This window comes from Streptomyces sp. 1331.2, from assembly GCF_900199205.1.
Classification (GTDB): domain Bacteria; phylum Actinomycetota; class Actinomycetes; order Streptomycetales; family Streptomycetaceae; genus Kitasatospora.
The window spans coordinates 1470903-1490341 of sequence record NZ_OBMJ01000001.1; the positions used below are offsets into that span (position 1 = coordinate 1470903).

The following is a 19439-nucleotide window of genomic DNA, read 5'->3' on the forward strand; positions in this document are numbered from 1 at the left end:
CCACTCCCCCGCCGTGGCCGCAACCGACGCCGGGGTGAGCCTCAGCCCACCGCCGGCACCGTCGCGGCCTCCAGCACCAGGGCAGCCGCGACCGCCGTGCCGTCCGTGCGGACCTCGCCCGCGACGGCGGCGGCCCGCTCGGCGGTCTCGGGGGCGAGGGCCTGCCGGAGGGCGGCGGTGAGGGACTCGACCGTCGGGGTGGGGCCGTCGTGGGCGACGCCGATGCCCAGGTCGGCCACCCGTGCCGCCCAGTACGGCTGGTCCACGATCTGCGGCACCAGCACCTGGGGCACACCGGCCCGTGTGGCCGTGGTGGTGGTGCCCGCACCGCCGTGGTGGACGACGGCGGCGACCCGGCGGAACAGCGCCTGCTGGTTGACCTCGCCGACGGCGAAGCAGTCGGTAGCGCCTCCGGACGCCCCGTCGGCCCCGCAGGCCCCGTCGGCCCCGGCCAGCTCGGCCCAGCCGCGCCCGAGCAGCACCCGGCGGCCCTGGGCGCGGACCGCCTCGACGGCGACCCGGGCGGCGCCCGCCGCGTCGCCCAGCGGCATGCTGCCGAAGCCGACGTAGACCGGCGCCTCACCGGCCGTCAGGAAGGCCTCCAGGTTGGCCGGCAGGGGGCGTTCGTCCGGCAGGATCCACGCGCCGGTCTGCACCACCTCGCGGTCGGCGGTCGGCAGCCACGGGTCGAGCGTCGGGTCGGTGGCCAGCCACGGACGGTCGGTGAGGACGTGGTCGCGGACGTTGTCGACCGCCGGCAGCCCGACCGCCGTGCGGTGGGTGTTGACCGGCGCGCCGAACAGGGCGTTCATGGTCCCGATGTTGAGCTCCCACAGCTCCCGGTTGTCGGTCACCTCCGCCGGGTACGGCTGCCACGGGTACTCGAACGGCCGGTGGTGCGGGGACGGCAGCATGGTCGGCTGCAGTGCGATGTACGCGAAGCGGGCGCCCAGTTTCTCGGCCGCCGCCTGCGCGCCCGCCACGGCCGGGAACAGGCCGGTCGCCGCGACCACGCCGTCCGGCTCCGCCACCGCGAGCACCGCCTCGTAGAACTGCTCGACCAGTGCGGCCGCCCGCTGGGGGAAGTCCGCCGTCCCCTTGATCCGGCCGGTCACCAGCGCGCGCACCGACTGCCCGACCGGCACCATCCCCACCCCGACCTCGGCCAGCCGCGCCGCGAACTCCTCGTCCGGCGGCGCGCAGACCTTCACCTCCGCGCCCGACTCCCGCAGCCGCAGCGCCAGCCCGGCCAGCGGCTCGACGTCCCCGCGCGACCCATACGTCGACAACACCACTCGCACGCCGTGATTCTCCCGTTCCTGCAGGTCCCGTCCTTGAGTTGGTGATTCTGCGGCATGGCCGGGGCCTTGCCGCAAGGCCCCCCGTGCGCTATAAGTTGAGGGTGGAGAGGAGTCAGGACGCCTCCTCGGCCCGCTCGTCCCCTCCCGACCTTTCTTTCGCTTCCGTCCTCCTCCGCTCTGCCAGACTCGCGGCATGCGAGCGATCATCGAGGACATGGCCGGGCAACTGGCAAGGGTGCCGGGCGTGGTGGGCGTGATGCTCGGGGGCAGCCGGGCGCGCGGCGAGCACCTGCCCGGCTCGGACTGGGACCTCGGCGTCTACTACCGGGGCACCCTCGACCTCGACGCACTGCGGGAGTTGGCCGGCCCGGGGGTCGAGGTGGCCGGGCCGGGCGACTGGGGACCGTGGGTGAACGGCGGCGCCTGGCTGCAGGTCGACGGCGTCGCGGTGGACTGGATCCTGCGGGACCTCGACCGGGTCGAACGGGTCTGGGCGGACTGCCGCGCGGGCCGGTACGAGGTGGGGATTCAGCCGGGGCATCCGCTCGGCTTCTGGTCGCCCTGCTACCCGGGCGAGATCGCCCTCGGACAGGTACTGGCCGACCCCGCCGGGGAGTTGACGCAGCTGAAGCGGCAGACCATCCGGTACCCCGAACCGCTCCGCGAGGCACTGACGGCGGCCGCCTGGGAGGCGGGCTTCCTCCTGGACATCGCCGCGAAGAGCGCCGCCCGGGCGGACACCCTCCACGTCTCGCTCTGCCTGTCCCGCGCCGTCGGCGTCCTGGTGCAGGCGCTGTACGCCCACGACCGCCGCTGGTGCCTCAACGAGAAGGGCGCACTCGCCGTCGCCGAACAACTCCCGCACGCACCCGCCGACTTCGGCCCGCGCGTGCGCAGCCTGCTGGCCGCCCCGGGCGGCACGGAGGAGGCGCTGACGGCAACGATCACCCGGGCACGGGAACTCACCCGGGAGACCGTCACCGCGCTCGGGCACTGAGCCGCGCGGTCACCGTCGGCGACCGGACCGAGCCGGCCCCCGAGCGGGGATCCGGTTCAGTCCGCCGTCACGGCGGACGGGGTGCCCGCGGTGACCCGCAGCAGTTCCTCGTAGGACATCGGGACGACGGTGTGCGGGTGTCCGGCGGCGGCCCACAGCACCTCGTACTGCTGCAGCGCGGTGTCGACCACCGTGCGCAGGGGCGCCGGGTGGCCGGTGGGCGCGACGCCGCCGATGGCCTGACCGGTGGCTTCGCGGACCTGGTCGGCGCTCGCCCGGGTGATCGCGCCCGTTCCCAACTGCCGGGCCAGGTAGTCGGTGTCGACCCGGTGGGCACCGCTGGTCATCACCAGCAGCGGCTCGCCATCGCACCGGAACACCAGGCTGTTGGCGATCGCGCCGACCGCGCAGCCAAGGGCGGCTGCGGCCTCGGCCGCCGTACGGGCGGAGTCGGGCAGGACGACGATCTCACCGGGGATGCCGGCCGCCGTCAGCGCCTCGGCGACCGCCACGCTTCGGGCGGGGAGAGAAGAGGAGGTCATCGGCCCATCATGCCTTCCGCCCATGAGCGCCGCTCATGCCGCCCGCGCGCCCGGCCGGCGGCGCTGAGCACCGCCCGTACGCCCGCCGTCAGGACGGAGGCGTCCCGCCCGACGCCCCAGACGACCTCGCCTCCGACCCTCGCCTCCACGTACGCGACCGCGTCCGGTCCGGAGCCCACCGCGTGCTCGCTGAAGCCGAGGATCTCCACCCCGACGGCGTCGGCCACCGCGTCCAGCGGCCCGGCGCCGGTGCCGCGCCGTCCGTCGACCTCGGCCCAGTCGTCACCCACCCGCCAGGCCCATGAGGAAGTCTCATCGAGGTACTCCGCCCGGAAGAGCCCGTACAGTTCCTCACCCGTCACCTCCTTGCCGCTGTCGTCCGCCGCCGCCTGCACGACCCGCGCGAAGTCGATCTGCAGCCGCCGGGGCAGTTCCAGTCCTTCCTCGGTCTGCAGCAGGTAGGCGATCCCGCCCTTGCCGGACTGGCTGTTGACCCGGATCACCGCCTCGTAGTCCCGCCCGAGGTCGGCCGGGTCGACCGGCAGGTACGGCACCGACCAGGGTGCGTCCCGCTCGGGGAGGCCCAGCGCGGCCGCGGTCTCGGCGTGCCGGGCGAACCCCTTGCGGATGGCGTCCTGGTGGGTGCCCGAGAAGGCGGTGTGCACCAGGTCCCCGGCGTACGGGTGCCGGGCGTGGACCGGCAGCCGGTTGCAGTGCTCGACGGTGCGCCGGATCCCGTCGATGTCGGACAGGTCGAGCATCGGGTCGACGCCCTGGGTGTGCAGGTTGAGGGCGAGGGTCACCAGGTCGACGTTCCCGGTGCGTTCGCCGTTGCCGAACAGGCAGCCCTCGACCCGCTGCGCGCCGGCCAGGACGGCCAGTTCGGCGCAGGCGACGCCGGTGCCCCGGTCGTTGTGCGGGTGGACGGAGAGGATCACCGAGTCCCGCCGCTCCAGGTGGCGGTCGGTGTACTCGATCTGGTCGGCGTAGACGTTCGGCGTGGCGATCTCGACGGTCGCCGGCAGGTTGTGGATCACCGGGCGGTCCGGGCAGGCGTCCCACAGCCGGGTCAGCCCGTTGCAGACCTCCAGCACGTAGTCGGGCTCGGTCAGGTTGAACACCTCGGGCGAGAACTGGAACCGCAGCCCGTCCCGTCCGTCCCCGAGCCGGGCCATGAGCGTCGCGGCCCCGGTGATCAGCGTGCGCAGCTCCGCCCGTTCCTTGCCCAGGACGACCTCCCGCCACAGCGGCGCGGTCGCGGTGTAGAGGTGGACGACCACCCGGGGCAGGCCGGCGACAGCCTCGAAGGTGCGCTCGATGAGGTCGGCCCGGGCGGCGGTGAAGACGACGACGGTGACGTCCTCGGGCACCGCGCCGGGGGTGGTGGCCAGTTGGCGGACGAAGTCGAAGTCCGTCCGGCTGGCGGAGGGGTAGCCGACCTCGATCTCCTTGAACCCCATGGCGAGGAAGAGGTCGAACATCCGCTGCTTGCGTGCCGGGTCCATCGGTTCGGCGAGTGCCTGGTTGCCGTCGCGCAGGTCGACGGGCACCCACAGCGGCGCCTGCTCGATCCGCCGGCCGGGCCAGCGCCGCATCAGGGCGGGGACGTGGACCCGCTCGTGGGCGGGGCGGTAGCGGTAGGAGGGCATCGCGCCGCCGCGCTGCGGATTCCAGCCGGGCGCACCGGCCGGAACCGGCCCGGCCGGGGCACGCAGTGCGGGCCGGAGAGCCGGGGCGTACGGACCCGGAGCGTGCGGAGCAGAGGCGTGCAGGTCGGGGGAGGATACGGGGGATCGCATGAGACTTCCTCATCGGCTGTACCGGTGACCGGCAGGACGGCGCCCCGCAGCGGGGTGCCGGTCCGGTCACGCCCCGCTGCGGCCACCAAGAAGAAGGCCCCCCACGGGGAGGATCCACGGCTGCATGCCGGGTAGAGTAACCATGACCGAAGTCCTCAGACAACCTGACAGGTGAACTCGATGACCCCGCTCCGCCCCTCCCCCCTCGCCGAACAGGCCGCCGCGCGGATCGAGGAGCGGATCCGGGCCGGCCAGTGGCCGGTCGGCGGGAAGCTGCCCGGCGAGGTGGCGCTGGCAAAGGAGCTGGGCGTCGGCCGCTCGACCGTCCGGGAGGCGCTGCGCACGCTCGCCGCAGCCGGGATGGTGCGCAGCCGCCAGGGCTCCGGGGTGTTCGTCACCGCCGACCGTCCCGCCGAGGACTGGCCCGCCCGGCTGCGCCGCGCCGAACTGGCGCACGTCTACGAGGTGCGGACGATGGTCGAGGTGCAGGCCGCCCGGCTCGCCGCCACCCGCCGCACGGAGGCGGACCTGACCGCCCTGGACGCCGCCCTCGCGGCCCGCCGCGCGGCGGGCGGGGCCGACGACACCGCCTTCGTCGACGCCGACATCGCCCTGCACACCGCCCTGGTGGCCGCCGCCCACAACCCCGTCCTGGACGACCTGTTCGCCCAGTTCGCCCCGGTGCTGCGGGAACAACTGGTGCTGCTGGTCGGCCTGTTCGGCATCCGATCCGAGGACCCGCACCAGGGCTACGCCTCGCACGCCGACCTCGTGCGCGCCGTGCACGACGGCGACCCGGAGGCGGCCGGCCGGATCCTGGCCGCGGAGCTGGAGGCCACCCGCTCCCACCTCCTGGCGGACTGACCGGCAACGGACCGGACCGACAGTGGACCGGACCGGCAACGAACCGACCGGCACTCGGGGCCGGCACTCGGGGCCGGCACCTGAACGCGGAGCCACGTCCGGCCCGTTGAGTCCGATGGATCGACCGACCGGTCGACCCCCCGATACGGCGTCACACAGTTTTCACACGGTGGCCATCCGGCGGCCGCGCGACACGTTGACACTGTGTCGGGCGAGCCCGGAACAGTCTGCTCCGCATACGGACGGTCAACGACTGCATGACGTTGTGTCCAAGGTGTGCACAAGCACCGCCCAGGCAGCGAACGGGCTTTCACTCCAATCACACGGTATGACTAGTATCGCTTCGTCAAAAGCCCGTGCCCGGACGGCCCCGCCCCTCACCGGCCGGCCGCCAGCCCCAAGGAGACTGCTCTGCGCGCGCGTGCAAATCGGCGGCCCCCGACGCCGAAGGGCCCCCGCAGGCGGTCACGCCTGTCCCTGCGGACGGCACTGCTCGTCCTGGCCGTCGTCCCCAGCATCGCCCTCGTCCTCCTCTGGGCGGTCACCAGCGGCGAGACGGTCTTCGACTTCCAACGGCAGGCGGCCCAGGGCCTGCTGGCCCAGAAGGCCGGCCAGCCGTCCAACATCGTCTACTACAACCTCCAGGAGGAGCGCCGGCTCAGCGCCGAAGCCCTCGCCCGTCCCGGCGCCAACACCGACCAGCTGCGCCGCCAACGCCAGGCGACCGACGACGCGGTGCGCCAGTTCCAGACGCTGTCCGGCGAGACGGCCGACAGCGCGCCCGAGGAGGTGCGCACAGCGGTCACCGAGGCCCGCCAGGCCATGGGCAGACTCGCCGAACAGCGCGCCGCCGTGGACCGCGGATCGGTCGACCAGCAGACCGTCTTCACGTACTACACCGACCTGATCGCGGTCGACCTGCGGCTGTTCACCGCACTCAGCCACGTGGACACCGGCGAGGTCACCTGGATCTCCAAGACCCTGGTGAACGCCTTCTGGGCGAAGGAGATGCTGGCGCGCGAGGACGCCCTGCTGGCCCGAGGCTGGCCCTCCGGCCGGCTGAGCACCGCCGACTACCAGGCCGTCCAGCAGACCATCGGCGCCCAGGACCACCTGCTCACCGTCCAGGTCGTCCCGTACGTCCCGGACGGCGAGGCCGCCGCCTGGCACGACCTGATGAACAGCCCGGCCTGGCAGGCCAAGGCCGCCGTCGAGCAGCAGCTGACCAAGCCCACCGCCGCCGAGGCCAACGGCACCGTCCGGCTCCCGGCCGTCCAGGACCAGTGGCGCCAGGCCCTCGACCAGCTCAACCCTCAGCTGGTCAAGGCGATCGAGACCCGCACCAGCGGCATCGTCGAGGTCGGCAAGGGCACCATCCTGAACCTGCTGACCAGGGTGGTGCTGACCACCGTCATCGGCCTGATCACGGTCGTCGCGGTGGTCGTCGCCTCCTGGCGGCTCAGTCGCTCGCTGCGCCGCCGCATCGGGGAACTGCACACCCAGGCCGAGGAGATGCAGCGCACCCTGCCCGAGGTGGTCGAGCGCCTCGGGCGCGGCGAACAGGTGGACGTCGAGGCCGAGACCCGCACCATCACCGCCGGCCCGAACGGTGTCGGCACCGACACCGGCACCGACACCGACACCGCGACCGAAAGCAGCACCGGCGACGGCAACAACACCGGCGCCGGCACCGTCACCGGAAGCGGCAGCACCGACGAGCTGGCCCGCCTCGGTCAGGCGCTCAACCTGGCCCGCGCCTCCGCCCTGCAGGCCGCCGTCCGCCAGGCCGAGCAGCACCGCGGCTTCGAGCGCCTGCTGCAGCGCATCGCCCGCCGCACCCAGCTGCTGATCGGCCGCCAGCTGCGCAAGCTGGACGAGCTGGAGCGCAGGCACGAGGACCCGGAGGTCCTGGAGGGCCTGTTCGACCTCGACCACCTCACCGCCCGACTGCGCCGCTACGAGGAGAACCTGGTCATCATGGCCGGCGGCCAGCCGCAGCGGCGCTGGCGCAAGCCCGTCCCACTGCTGGACGTGCTGCGCTCCGCGCAGGGCGAGGTGCAGGACTACCGACGGATCGTGATCGACGTCGAGGGCCACCCGTGGCTGTCCGAGCGGGCCGTCGGCCCGGTCGCCCACGTGATCGCCGAACTAATGGAGAACGCCACCACCTTCTCCAAGCCGCCCACGCCGGTCGAGGTGCGGGCCGCCATGGTCGGCCGCGGGCTCGCGATCGAGATCGAGGACCGCGGCCTGGGCATGGACCCGGAACAGTACGACGCGGCGAACGAGTTGATGAGCCGCCCGCCGCGCACCGACGTGCTGGCCCGGGCCGACGACATCCGGCTCGGCTTCCACGTGGTCTCGCGCCTGGCCTCGCTGCACGGACTGAAGATCGAGTTCCGCCCGTCCGCCTTCGGCGGCACCCGGGTGGTCGTGCTCGTCCCGGACGAGCTGGTCATCGAGGGCGACACCGGGCTGCCGGACGGGGCCCCCGCCGCGGCCGCCGAGCCGATCCCGCTGGTGCGCCGCTCGCGCCGGGCGCTGCGCTCGGCCTCCGACGAGGTGCCCGCCCCGGTGGTGGCCGGGCCGCCGGTCGCGCCGGTGGAGTCCTTCGGACGGGGCGACTTCGTGCCGCAGGCGGCACCGGTGCCGCTGCCCGCGCCGTCGCCTACGCCCGCGGCCCCGGTGTCCCTGCCGACGCCGGCGGAGGCCTCGGCTCCGGCGCCGTACCAGCCCGAGCAGCCCGAGCGCTCAGATCACCCCGATCACCCGCTCCACCCCGATCACCCGCTCCAGCCCGACCAGCCGCTCCAGCCCGACCAGCCGCTCCAGCCGTTCCAGCCGTTCCAGCCGTTCCAGCCGTTCCAGCCGGAGCAGCCCCTCCGGTCCGAGCAGCCGATCGAGCACAGCTCCCCCGCCGACCCGGCGACCGCGCACGACACCCCGGCCTACCCGGACATCGCCTACGCCCGGGTCACCGAGGCCGAGGCCCCGTACGCCGACGAGCAGTACCGCCCGGCCGACCACTACCGGCTGGCCGAGCGGCGCGGCAGGCGCGACTACCCGACCTCGGTCCCGTACAGCCCGGCCGAGGGCGGGCAGCCGCCGCTTCCGCAGCGCGTGCGGCAGGCCAGCCTGGCCGCCGAGCTGCGGGTGCCTCCGGCCGCCCCGCGGTGGGTGGAGCGTCCGGCCGAGACGGCCGAGGCCGCGCCGCCCGCGGGCCCGTTCCAGCGCCCCGAGCACCCGGTGCGGCGTTCCGGCGCGGCGATCGGCGCCTTCCAGCGTCAGTCCCGGGCCGCCCGGTCCCAGGACAGCGGTGAACACCGGCTGCCCCAGGCCCTGACCCGACCGGCTCCCCCCACGCCCGCCGGTCCCCCGACTCCGGCGCCCGGCCCCTCCCCCTGGGCCCTGCCCGCCGCGGACCCCCGAACCACACGAACGGATGACCAGTGATCAATCGCACGATCGCCACCCACCAGGACCTGGACTGGCTGCTGGACGGACTCGTCGACTCGGTGACCGGGACCAGGAACGCCGTCCTGCTCTCCGACGACGGTCTCGTGGTCAGCCACTCCCGCACCATCGAGCGGGCCGACGCCGAGCGCCTGGCCGCCGTGGCCACCGGCCAGCAGAGCCTGGCCCGCGGGGTCGGGCAGCTCTTCGACGGCGGGCCGGTGCACCAGGTGATCGTCGAGCTGGCCGAGTGCTGGCTGTTCGTCATCGCCGCCGCCCAGGGCACCCACCTGGCCGTGGTCGCCTCCCAGGAGGTGGACGCCGAGGTGATGTCAGTCGCGATGCACACCCTGGTGCAGCAGGTCGGCCAGAAGCTCACCACCCCGGCCCGCGGCGAGGACACGCCGAACGCCCCCGCCTCCTTCGACGTCTTCGCCGCCCGGAACCGGGGCTGACCCGGGTGGGCCCGTACGGGAACGACGCCTCCTGGGGCCCCGGCCCGGATCCCGGCACCGGCGGCTCGGACGGCCTCTCAGACGGCCTCCCTGACAACCGCGCCGACGACCGCCGGCCCGGCCTGGCGCCGCACTGGAGCGAGATCGAGGACGCAGAGGCGGAGGACGAGACGGGCGTCATGGTCCGCCCGTACACCATCACCCGTGGCCGGACGGCACCCGAGCGGGACGACCTCACCCTCATCACCGTGCTCACCACGGTCGAGGCGGAGGCCGAGGCGGCCCTGGCGCGGGGCAGCCGCGCCGGTGCCCGCGGCCTGCAGCCCGAGCACCGCCTGATCCTCGAACGCTGCCGCCGCCCGGCGGCCGTCGCCGAGGTGTCGGCCGGCCTGGACCTCCCGGTCTCGGTCACCAAGATCCTGCTGGGCGACCTGGTCGCCCAGGGCCTGCTGCGCGCCCGGGCCCCGCTCTCGGTGGCCCGGGCCGCCGGGGGCGTGGACCTCGGCCTGCTCACGGCCGTACGCGAAGGACTCCGGAGACTCTGACATGGCAACACCCCACTCCGCCATCGGCGACCCCACCGCCACCCACCCCTCCACCACCGCCGCCGCCCACCCGACCGGCCTGACCGGCCCGGCCGGCCGAGCTGCCGGGACCACCGCGGCAGCCCCGGCTGCCCCTGCCGCCGTCAAGATCCTCATCGCGGGCGGCTTCGGCGTCGGCAAGACCACCCTGGTCGGCTCGGTCAGCGAGGTCACCCCGCTGCGCACCGAGGAGTACCTGACCCGGGCCAGCATCGGCGTCGACGACCTGTCCGGCGTCGACCAGAAGGACACCACCACCGTCGCCCTCGACTTCGGCCGGATCACCGTCAACCCGGAGCTGGTCGTCTACCTGTTCGGCACGCCCGGGCAGGAACGTTTCTGGTTCATGTGGAACGACCTGGTCAACGGCGCCCTCGGCGGCATCGTCATCGCCGACACCCGCCGACTGGACACCAGCTTCGCCTCGATCGACTTCTTCGAGAGCCGGGGCATCCCCTTCGTGGTGGCGATCAACTGCTTCCACAACACCAACACCCGCACCCCCGACGAGATCCGGGCCGCGCTCGACCTCGACCCGCAGGTCCCGATGCTCCTCGGCGACGTGCGCGAACGCGCCTTCGGCCGGGACCTGCTGCTCGCCCTGGTCGACCACCTGATGGACCTCGCCGCCACCGCCCCCGTCGGTTGACCCCGACTCCGGCCGGGCCTGCCTCCCCGGCTTGCACCCGGCTTGCACCCACCTTCCCAGCCTCACCCGTCCCCGGCTGAACCGCACTTCCCTGGGAGCACCACCATGACCACACCCCTGCGCGTCCTCGTCCACGGCGGCGGCATAGGCGGCCTCACCCTCGCCACCGCCCTCGCCCGGCGCGGCCACCACGTCGACGTCGCCGAGCTGCGCGAGCAGCTGGAGGCGCTCGGCGTCGGCATCGTCCAGCCGTCCAACGCCCTGCACGTGATGCGCGAGATCGGCGTCCTGGAGGACTGCCTGGCCGTCGGCTTCGAGTGGAACGTGCTGACCATCTGCGACCCGGCCGGCGCCACGCTCGCCGAGATCCCGCAGCCCCGGATGGGCGACGCCCCCTCCGCCAACGGCATCCCGCGCCCCGCCCTGGCCCGCGTCCTCGCCGACGCGGCCGTCAAGGCGGGCGCCACGGTTCGCTTCGGCACCACCATCGCGTCGGTGACGGACGACGGCGCGGGCGTCGACGTCACGCTCAGCGACGGCCACGCCGCCCGCTACGACCTGGTCGTCGGCTTCGACGGCATCGGCTCGCCGCTGCGCAAGCACCTGTACGGCGGGATGTACGCGCCCGAGTACACCGGCTTCGCCAACTGGCGCGTGACGCTGCCGCGTTCGCCCGAGGTACGGGGCGTGGTGATGTCCGCCGGCAACCTGAAGGCGAAGGCGCTGCTGACCCCGATCAGCGCGGACCTGATGTACCTGGGCACGGTGTTCGCCGAGCCCGAGGGCTTCCACCCGGACCCCGAGCGCGCCCACGAGCAGCTCCGTGAGCGCCTGGCCGGCTTCGGCGGCCCGATCGCCGCAGCGCTCGCCCAGGTCACCGACCCGGCGGCCGTGGTCCACACCCGGATCTCCCAGGTGACCGTCGAGGGGCCCTGGCACGTCGGCCGGATCGTGCTGGCAGGCGACGCCGCGCACGCCTCCACCCCGCACCTGGCCCAGGGCGCCGCGATGGCCGTCGAGGACGCGCTCGTCCTCGCGCAGAGCCTGGACGCCGCCGACACCGTCCCCGCCGCACTGGCCGCCTGGGAGGCCAGGCGCCGCCCGCGCGCCCTGTGGGTCCAGGCCCTGTCCCGCGCGGTCCTCAAGCAGGAGACCGGCACCCCGACCACCCCGGAGGAGGACGAACTCCTCAAGGTCGGCATCCCGGGCGCGGCGCACGTCCTCGTCCAGCCGTACTGATCGCCGGACCAGCCGTCACGGCGGCCGGTCCGACCGTCACCGCGATCGGACCGACCATCACGGCAGCCGGCCCGACGGCCTCGGCGGTCGGCGGGCTCAGCGGAGCGCTTCGGCGCTCCGCTGGGTCTGCCAGACGCTGATCTGACGGATGGCGTAGACGATGAGCACACCGGCCAGCACGTTGAGCACGACGAAGACGGTGCCCAGGTACACGGCGCGACGCAGGTCGTCCTCCGAGAACGTGTCCCGCGTGACCTCGTAGGTGTAGGCCCGGCCGACATAGCCCCCGATCACCCACGCCCCCCACCAGACGGCGAGCAGCGGACCGGGCACGGGCCGCCGGGGCGTGCCGGCCTTCCAGATGTCCGTCACGACCTGGTAGGGGATCCACAGGTTCGCCACCGGGGTGATCCAGGAGAAGACCGCCCAGCCCCGTGCCCGGCGCTGGCTGCCCGGACCGCCCAGCGACTCCGCGTTGGCCCTCGCCCGCCACAGCCAGACCAGGAACACCACGCCGGCCGGTATGAGGAACACCAGTTCCTGCAGCCCGTCGAAGTAGCGCCCGAAGTCGTCGGCCGCCTGGATCTGCGAGTCCGTCGCCGTTCCCGCGAGTACGTCCTCGACCGCGTTGTAGACCTGCCAGTCGGACACCGCGTGCAGGACGTCGTACACCAGCACCAGCACGATCAGGATCGACGCGGCCACCCCCAGCCCTGAGAGGGCCCTGTGCTGCCGCGCTCCGGTCCCGGCCGTACGCGTGCCCTCGAACCTGCTGCCCTCGAACCTGCTGCCCTCGAACCTGCTGTCCCGGAACCTGCTGCCGTCGAACTTGCCGCCCTCGGACGTGCTGCCTCCGTGCGGATCGTCCATGTCTCCCCCAGGGTTCGTGTTCACCAGAGTCCGGTCAACTGCACTGCCCGGTAACCGAGCCAGCCCGCCAGGGCCACCGCCGACGCAAGCCCGGCACCCGCGTACACGGCCAGGTACGTCGCTCCCCGGGACCGCCAGATCATCCCCCGTCGGCGGCGACCCACGGAGGCGAGCGCGGTCTTCATGGCCAGCGCCATGTCGGCCGTGGAATTCTCCATCGTCAGGGCTCGCCGCAGCCGGCTCCACAGCCCCCTGCGCCTGCGGCCCACCGGAAACACCCGGGGAGTCCAGAGGTCGTCGAAGACGATGACGGCGGAGATCCAGTGCTCGCTCGTGCCCAGCTCGTCCGGCGGCACCGGGCTGGGCAGGTGTTCGTTCAGCCTGGCCACCAGGTCGGAGGGGCCGCCCGGGGCCAACAGCACCAGCTTCGCGGCCGGTTGGGTGGTGCGCACCTGCTCGACCTCCCACCACAACCCGTCGCCCTGCCCCAGGCGCAGGACGATCAGCTGGGACAGCTCCATCAGCCGCAGGACGGTGGGCTTCCAGTCGTCCGGCGGCAGGTAGAAGCGGGACGCTCCCAGGTGCGGAAGGAACTCCCCCGGCCGTCCCACCGCGATCACGGGGCCGACGACGCCCAGCCCGGCGGCGAGTTGTTCCTCCCGCGTGTGCAGATTGATCTCCGCGGCGTCGTCGACCTCGGCGGCGGTCTCGTCGTCGCCGAAACTGCGCAGGTAGAGAACGGGTTTCCGGCCGTCCAGCCGCAGGGCGCGGGCCGCCGGGCGGGCCGCGTACGGACGGGTGCGGCGCAGGATGAGCAGGCCGGCCGCCATGGCGGCCAGGCCGCCGAAGAGCAGCAGGGACTGCGCCTCCATGGGCATCTTGTGCCCCTGCCTCTCCGAGCCGTCGACGGCGAAGGTCCCGCCCCCGAACAGCACCAGGCCGAGGCTGTTGGCCAACAGGAGCGCCCGCTGCCACGGCTTCCGCGGCGGCGCGTACCCACTGACGATCCGCACCAACTCCGCGACCCCGGACAGCCGGCGCCGGCGCAGCCACAGGGCCGGGCCGAGCAGCACCAGGGCGGCCACGCCGAACCACAGCGCCGCGACCGCGCTCGGGCCGGCTCCCTCGCCCAGACCCACGCTGATCAGCAGGTGCAACGCGACGTACGCCGACAGGACGGCGAGCCCCGTGACCAGTCTGGCGAACCTCCGCAGGCGCGACGACACTTCAGCCCATCCCCATGATTCTCCCCCGACAGCATGAGCGGAACGCTCCACACCCATACCACTTCTGACTGATCGTCATGCACACGGAGACCGGCCTTGTGTCCGGATGCGACCGCGGGGCAGGCCGGCGGCCGTCCCGACCGCCCGACGCCCTGGCGGTACGGTGTCCTCCCTGTTCCGCATGCTCGACCTGCACGAGTCCGTGGAACGCGAACGGCAGCACCCCGGGCGGGCGGCTTCTCGTCTCCGACGACAACGGCGGACACCCTTACGTCGCCGACTACTTGGGCCCCGCTCGCGGACACCCCGCCGTACCTGCTCGGCGACGTCACCCGCTACTCGGCGATCGACGAGGACCGCGCGCTGCGGGCCAAGATCGCGGCGCTGCACGCTGCGCCTGGTGAGCCCCACCACGTACCTGTCCGTCCACGGCTACCGCTGCGCCCACTTGCCGGCCCCCGAGCGGCTGCGCGAACCGCTCGCCGAACTGCACCTCAACCTGCACGGGGACGTCACCGTGGCCGACCGCCTGTTCGCCCACCGGGAGGCCGACCTGATGCTCGACGGCGAATGCAACCGGCGCCTGGTCGAGCACATCCGCGCCAACCACCGACGGCTGTTCCACAGCGGTGCGCTACGGGCATCCGCTCCGGTGGAGACCGGGTACTTCCTCTTCGCGCGGGTGGCCGCTCCCGCCGACCGGCTGCTCGCGCTCGACCAGCGGCACTTCGAACTCACCGGGCACGAGGGGTTCGTACGGATCAACCTGCTGAACGAAACGGCGCTCGAAGGGCTGACGGCCCTCGGCCGTTGAAGTCGCCTTCGAACTTGCTTTTGAACTCGCCCTTGAACTCGCCCTTGAACTCGCCGTTGAACTCGCCGCCGATGTCGCCGTCGAACGCCCTGCCGATGTCCCGGCGCCGGGCCCAGACCGCCGCCGAGATCCGGGCCAGCAGGCGGCCCGCGGGGTCGTTGCGGTCGGCGCCGGTGGCGAGCGGGCCGGTGTAGCAGACGGCGAGCAGGTAGGGCGGGCAGTCCAGCGGCTGGATGAGGCCCACGCTGTGGCGGGCACCCGGAACCCAACCGTTCTTGAAGGCGATCCGGGTGGACGGAGGGAGGCCGGCCGCGAGGTCCACTCGGAAGTCGTTGCGCTCCAGGAGGTCCAGCAACTCCGGTTCGCCCGCGAGCGAGTGCAGGAGGCGGACCAGGTCGCGGGCGGTGACCAGGTTGTGGATGCCGGCCTCGCGCGCCGCGTAGTCCTCGATCCCGCGCGGGCTGGCGCTGCGGGTGGCCCCGGCGTCACGCCACACGTCCGCGACGGCCCGCGGGGTGGTACGGGCCAGGCAGAGGTTGGTGGCGAGGTTGGAGGAATGGGTGATCATCCGCTCGGCGAGCAGGCGGAGGGGGACGTGGGTGCCCAGCAGCTCCCAGGGGAGCGGATCGCTGTCCCAGTCCGGATCGTTGCCGAAGTCCCCGCCCACGACCGACTCGAAGCGGTTCACCACCGGAACCTCGGCATCGAGGTTCGCACCGCTGCGGGTCAGCGCGGCGAGTACCGCGATCTTCATCGTGCTTGCGGCGTCGTGCAGTTCGTCCGGGTTATGGACGAACACCGGCTCCGCCTCGCCCGCCCAAGGGGCCACCACCACAGAGAGCATGGAGGAAGAGTAGGGGAAGGCACGGCCGGCGCGGGACGGTCGCGGCGAACGACACGAAGGCTGACCGGGCGGCGGGTTCGACCCCGCCTGCCCGTGACCACGCGAACGGAGCGGGAAGTCGGCCGATCCGACGTCCCACTCCGAACCCGTTGCCGACGGGCGCTCCCGAAAAGTCAGAGCACGCCCGGCCGCGGCTTGTCGAGCCAGCTGTCCATGGCGACCTCACCGCCGACCGCCAGGACGCGGTGCTCCTCGTGGCCGGTCCAGGCGGCCGGAGTCGCCGGCGCCGCAGCGGTCACCAGCAGTTCCTCATGGCAGGCGTGGCAGATCCAGGCGTCCGTGGACCCGCCCCCGCCTGCGCCGGTGGCCGCGGAAGCCGAGCCCGCGCCGATGCCCCACATCACGGCCGCTGCTGCGACACCCACGACGACACGCTTGATCACGATGGTCCTCCTTCGGTCCGAACTGGTCAGTGGCCCCAGTCGACCAACCACCGGCAGACAATCGATCAACGCGCCCGCCGCGCGGACCGTCGTGCTCGGCCGCGCGGAGGAGGAGAAGGAGGAGGCAGGCTCGACCGCTCCCGACCACGTGATCACACGGGTCGCCGTCGTCCCCGGTGGACGTCCGGCCGCGGTGTCGACCCGCTCAGACGGGCTGCCACAGTTCGATCCGGTTGCCCTCGGGATCGGTGACCCAGCCGAACCGGCCGACACCCTCCATGTCCTGCGTCTCCTCGGCCACCTCCGCGCCCCCGGCCCGCAGTTGGGCGAGCATCGCGTCCAGGTCACGGACGCGGAAGTTGAGCATGGTCTGCTGGGTGCGGGATCCGAAGTAGTCCGTCCCGGCCTCGAAGGCCGCGAACACCGTCGGCCCGGACGCCTGCCGCCACAGCCCGTACTCGTCGGCGTCCAAGCCCAGACGGTCGCGGTACCAGGCACTCAGGGCCGCCGGGTCGGCAGCACGCAGGAAGTACCCGCCGATTCCAAGCACACGTTCCATGCGGCCATCCTGTCAGCACCATCACCGTTCGGGCCCGCGCCGCACCCGCCGACCGCACCCGCCCGTCCGGCTGCCCGCCCGCGCCGCCCGGCCCGACGGCCTCGGCGATACGACGAGGCCCCTTGACCGGAGGACCGGTCAAGGGGCCTCGGCGGCGGTGCGTCAGCTCTTGCTCGGGCGCGGGGACGGCAGCGCGGCCGAGCCTCCCAGCAGCGGCCACTCGCGGTGGAACGGCGGCAGCGGGAGCTTGCCCTCGATGATCGGGGTGCCGAAGACCTTCAGGTGCGCGAGCAGCGAACCGTTCAGGTCGACGCCGCCGAGCAGCGACCAACTTCCCTGCGCCTCCGGCGGGTTGCCGGAGGAGTCGGCGACCAGCGAGCCCTCGACCTGGGCCTTCAGGTAGGGGGCGACGGTGGTCTCCACGCCGACGGTGTCGTACAGGCCGAGGTTGATCTCGGCGCCGAGCGCGGCCCGCACGCCCGCCTTGCCGTTCAGCCGCACGTGGACCGGGCTGATCTTGGTCTCGGCGTTGGTGACCGGCGTCCAGCCCTTGCCGCCGGTGTAGTCGGCACGCACGGCCCAGGTGCCGGCGGCGTCCTGCTCTGCCTCCAGGTGGACCTGGCCGTCGGCGCTGACCTCCAGGTAGCAGGTCAGGCCGAGGTTGACGACCACCGGCAGGCCGGCGACGGTCAGCACCGGGCTGGCCTGCAGCTTGGCGAAGGGCACCCGGATGGGGGCCGCACCGGTGTTGCGGGCCACGTCGCCGGTGACCTTCCACTGGGCGTGGGCACCCAGGTCGAAACCGATGGACGCGGTGCGCGGGCTGCCCACGGTGGCGCCGTGGTAGGCGAAGTGGACGGCCGGGTGCAGCTGGAGCGCGCCGGAGGCGTCCAAGCTGGCGCCCTCGGGCAGCGGGACCGGGGCCTTGAGGTTGACCTCCAGGGTGCCGGAGGCGTCGCCCTTCACGCCGTTGCCGTCCACGCCGACGCTCGCCTTGAGGTCTTTGACCAGCGGTGTCACGGTGATGCCGTGCGGATCGACGGGCACGCTGCCGTCGGCCTCGGTGCCGCCGAGGAGTTCGGCGAGGGTGGCCGGACGGGTGGTCAGGTTGACGGTGTTGCCCGCGCCGGGGCGGACGCCGGTGACCGCCACCAGCGCGCCCTGCGGCGCGGCGGCGGTGGGCGGGCTGGCGATCAGCTGGCCGGGCTGGACGGCGGCAGCGGCGGCCGGGGCGCCAGCGGCCGGGGCGGGCGTGCTCGGGGCGGGCGTGCTCGGGGCGGCGGCGCTCGGTGCGCTGCTCGGCGCCGAGCTCGGGGAAGCTGCCGGGGGGCCGGCCGCCGTCAGGACTGCTGTGCCGCCCGCCGGGTCGTAGGCGGTCAGTTGCAGGCCCTTCGTCGCCGCCGTGACGGCGCTGCCGTCCTTGCCGGGGCTGCCGATCGCGGCCTGCTGGTCTCCGGCGGGCGCCGCGGTGACGGGCGCCGCACCGGCGGTCGGACGGCCGGTGGCGGGCGAGGCCGCCTTGGCGCGCGGGGTGCCGGCGGCGGGTACGGCGGCGGCCGGGCTGCCCCCGGCCGCCGTCGCGCTCGCGTCGGCGACGGTGGCGGCCGCCGGGACGGCGCCGTTCTGGGTGGTACCGGGGCTGGTCGGCCCGCACGCGGCGGCCCCGGCGAGGATGAGGGTGAGAGCGGCGGGGCCGGCGGCCCTGCCTATCGAACGCTTGAACACGCGGCGTCATGTTACTGACGAGGAATTAGTTTGTCGAAGACAGGCCAAACGGGCGCCTGACGTGGGGTTCGACCGCCGGTCAGCCCATCGCGGGGTTCGACCGCCGGTCGGCCCATCGCGGGGTTCGACCGCCGGTCGGCCCAGCCGCCGGTCAGCCGAGCCGCGACGCCGGCAGCCGCTCCAGCGACAGCGGGCCCGTCCCGGTGGCGGCGGAGAGCTCCGCGAGGTACCGGGAGCGCGCCATCGGCTCGGCCCCGAGACTGCGCACGTGCGGCCCGTCCCACTGCGCGTCGAGCAGCCGCCCGCCCGCCGCGGCGAACCGGGCACCGAGGTCGGCGACGGCGACCCGGGCGGCGTCCGGGCGGCGGTGGAACATCGAGTCGAGGCTCAGCACCGACCCGACCGCGACCCCGAACACCCCGCCGACCAGCTCCTCCCCCTCCCACACCTCCACGCTGTGCGCCGCCCCGAGTACGTGCAGGTGCTCCAGCGCCGTCGACAACTCCTCGGTGAGCCAGACGGGCCGGCGCCGCTCGGCGCACTCGGCCAACACCCGCCCGAAGGCCCGGTCCGCGGTCGTCCACCACTCCGAGCGGTTGCGCAGCCGCCGGGCGAGCCGGCTCCCGAGCCGTACACCGTCGGGCGCGATCACCGGTCGGGGATCGGGCGACCACCACGCCAGCGCGTACGGATCGTCCCCGCCCGGCAGCAGGGCCACCTCGCCCGCCTCGACGGCGTCCCCGTACAGCGCCTCGCTGTACGCGCTCGCGTACACGTCCCCCGCCGGCAGCGGGAACAGCCCGCACCGGTACGCCGCCAGCAGTTCCTGCGACCCGAGCCTGCCGCCGAAGGCCACCGGCCCGTCCGCGAGGCCGTGCCGGACGTCCAGCGCGTCGAAGACCCCGACCGCGTCATGAGCCCCGCTCATGCCGCCACCCCATGAGCGCTGCTCATCGCACTGCCCGCATGAGACCTGTTCATCGCACCGGCCCATGAGACTTGCTCATCGCTCCCCCTCATGAGACTTGCTCATGGCGCCGCCCCATGAGGTCCACTCATGACGCCCGCTCATGTC

18 protein-coding genes are annotated in these 19439 nt (G+C 73.6%); 8 read left to right on the forward strand and 10 right to left on the reverse strand.

The window, feature by feature from the left end:
* Positions 1–41: 41 nt before the first annotated feature.
* Positions 42–1301, reverse strand: coding sequence for a glycosyltransferase (locus CRP52_RS06285; protein ID WP_097235483.1), 1260 nt, complete (start codon positions 1299–1301; stop codon positions 42–44).
* Between the two features lie 193 nt (positions 1302–1494).
* On the opposite strand from CRP52_RS06285, the gene CRP52_RS06290 reads away from it, so the two are divergent.
* Positions 1495–2298, forward strand: coding sequence for a nucleotidyltransferase domain-containing protein (locus tag CRP52_RS06290; RefSeq protein ID WP_097235484.1), 804 nt, complete (start codon positions 1495–1497; stop codon positions 2296–2298).
* Between the two features lie 56 nt (positions 2299–2354).
* Here the strand turns inward: CRP52_RS06290 and CRP52_RS06295 are convergent, their stop codons facing one another.
* The gene (locus CRP52_RS06295; protein WP_097235485.1) at positions 2355–2840 is read right to left on the reverse strand and encodes a YbaK/EbsC family protein; all 486 of its coding nucleotides are present in this window, start codon (positions 2838–2840) and stop codon (positions 2355–2357) included.
* On the reverse strand, positions 2837–4639 hold the full coding sequence (locus CRP52_RS06300; protein ID WP_097235486.1) for a 2-isopropylmalate synthase: 1803 nt from the start codon (positions 4637–4639) through the stop codon (positions 2837–2839). Before CRP52_RS06300 ends, CRP52_RS06295 begins: the two co-directional genes overlap by 4 nt.
* 180 nt (positions 4640–4819) lie before the next feature.
* Here CRP52_RS06300 and CRP52_RS06305 point away from each other — a divergent pair, with 180 nt between their 5' ends.
* The 6 genes from CRP52_RS06305 to CRP52_RS06330 all read left to right on the forward strand — a co-directional run bounded on the left by CRP52_RS06305 (position 4820) and on the right by CRP52_RS06330 (position 11883).
* Entirely contained in the window at positions 4820–5503 is a 684-nt protein-coding gene (locus tag CRP52_RS06305; RefSeq protein ID WP_097235487.1) for a FadR/GntR family transcriptional regulator, read from the forward strand.
* Positions 5504–6127: 624 nt separating this feature from the next.
* Positions 6128–8956: a sensor histidine kinase gene (locus CRP52_RS06310; protein ID WP_441349059.1), complete on the forward strand. Its 2829-nt coding sequence runs from the start codon at positions 6128–6130 to the stop codon at positions 8954–8956.
* Positions 8956–9411, forward strand: coding sequence for a roadblock/LC7 domain-containing protein (locus CRP52_RS06315; protein ID WP_097239880.1), 456 nt, complete (start codon positions 8956–8958; stop codon positions 9409–9411). Before CRP52_RS06310 ends, CRP52_RS06315 begins: the two co-directional genes overlap by 1 nt.
* Positions 9412–9416: 5 nt before the next feature.
* Complete coding sequence (locus CRP52_RS06320) at positions 9417–9956, forward strand: DUF742 domain-containing protein (protein ID WP_373560462.1); 540 nt, start codon at positions 9417–9419, stop codon at positions 9954–9956.
* 1 nt (position 9957) lies between these two features.
* Positions 9958–10644, forward strand: coding sequence for a GTP-binding protein (locus tag CRP52_RS06325; protein WP_097235489.1), 687 nt, complete (start codon positions 9958–9960; stop codon positions 10642–10644).
* Between the two features lie 105 nt (positions 10645–10749).
* Complete coding sequence (locus CRP52_RS06330; RefSeq protein ID WP_097235490.1) at positions 10750–11883, forward strand: FAD-dependent monooxygenase; 1134 nt, start codon at positions 10750–10752, stop codon at positions 11881–11883.
* Between the two features lie 96 nt (positions 11884–11979).
* Here CRP52_RS06330 and CRP52_RS06335 read toward each other — a convergent pair whose 3' ends face one another.
* Positions 11980–12753 carry a DUF4328 domain-containing protein gene (locus CRP52_RS06335; protein WP_097235491.1) on the reverse strand — a complete coding sequence of 258 codons (774 nt, stop codon included), beginning with the start codon at positions 12751–12753 and terminating at the stop codon, positions 11980–11982.
* Positions 12754–12773: 20 nt separating this feature from the next.
* Positions 12774–13979 (reverse strand): transferase, encoded by a 1206-nt coding sequence (locus CRP52_RS06340; RefSeq protein WP_097235492.1) that lies wholly within the window; start codon positions 13977–13979, stop codon positions 12774–12776.
* Positions 13980–14379: 400 nt separating this feature from the next.
* On the opposite strand from CRP52_RS06340, the gene CRP52_RS06345 reads away from it, so the two are divergent.
* Positions 14380–14793 (forward strand): hypothetical protein, encoded by a 414-nt coding sequence (locus CRP52_RS06345; RefSeq protein WP_097235493.1) that lies wholly within the window; start codon positions 14380–14382, stop codon positions 14791–14793.
* Here CRP52_RS06345 and CRP52_RS06350 read toward each other — a convergent pair.
* From CRP52_RS06350 to CRP52_RS06370, 5 genes are all read right to left on the reverse strand, one after another.
* Positions 14741–15637 (reverse strand): serine hydrolase, encoded by an 897-nt coding sequence (locus CRP52_RS06350; RefSeq protein ID WP_097235494.1) that lies wholly within the window; start codon positions 15635–15637, stop codon positions 14741–14743. The genes CRP52_RS06345 and CRP52_RS06350 overlap by 53 nt on opposite strands.
* A 173-nt stretch (positions 15638–15810) precedes the next feature.
* Entirely contained in the window at positions 15811–16080 is a 270-nt protein-coding gene (locus tag CRP52_RS06355; RefSeq protein ID WP_097235495.1) for a hypothetical protein, read from the reverse strand.
* Between the two features lie 205 nt (positions 16081–16285).
* A complete protein-coding gene (locus tag CRP52_RS06360; RefSeq protein ID WP_097235496.1) occupies positions 16286–16639 on the reverse strand; it encodes a VOC family protein in 354 nt (117 codons plus the stop codon).
* Between the two features lie 162 nt (positions 16640–16801).
* Positions 16802–18364 carry a hypothetical protein gene (locus CRP52_RS06365; protein ID WP_097235497.1) on the reverse strand — a complete coding sequence of 521 codons (1563 nt, stop codon included), beginning with the start codon at positions 18362–18364 and terminating at the stop codon, positions 16802–16804.
* A gap of 151 nt (positions 18365–18515) precedes the next feature.
* Complete coding sequence (locus CRP52_RS06370; RefSeq protein ID WP_179852697.1) at positions 18516–19292, reverse strand: leucyl/phenylalanyl-tRNA--protein transferase; 777 nt, start codon at positions 19290–19292, stop codon at positions 18516–18518.
* Between the last annotated feature and the right edge of the window lie 147 nt (positions 19293–19439).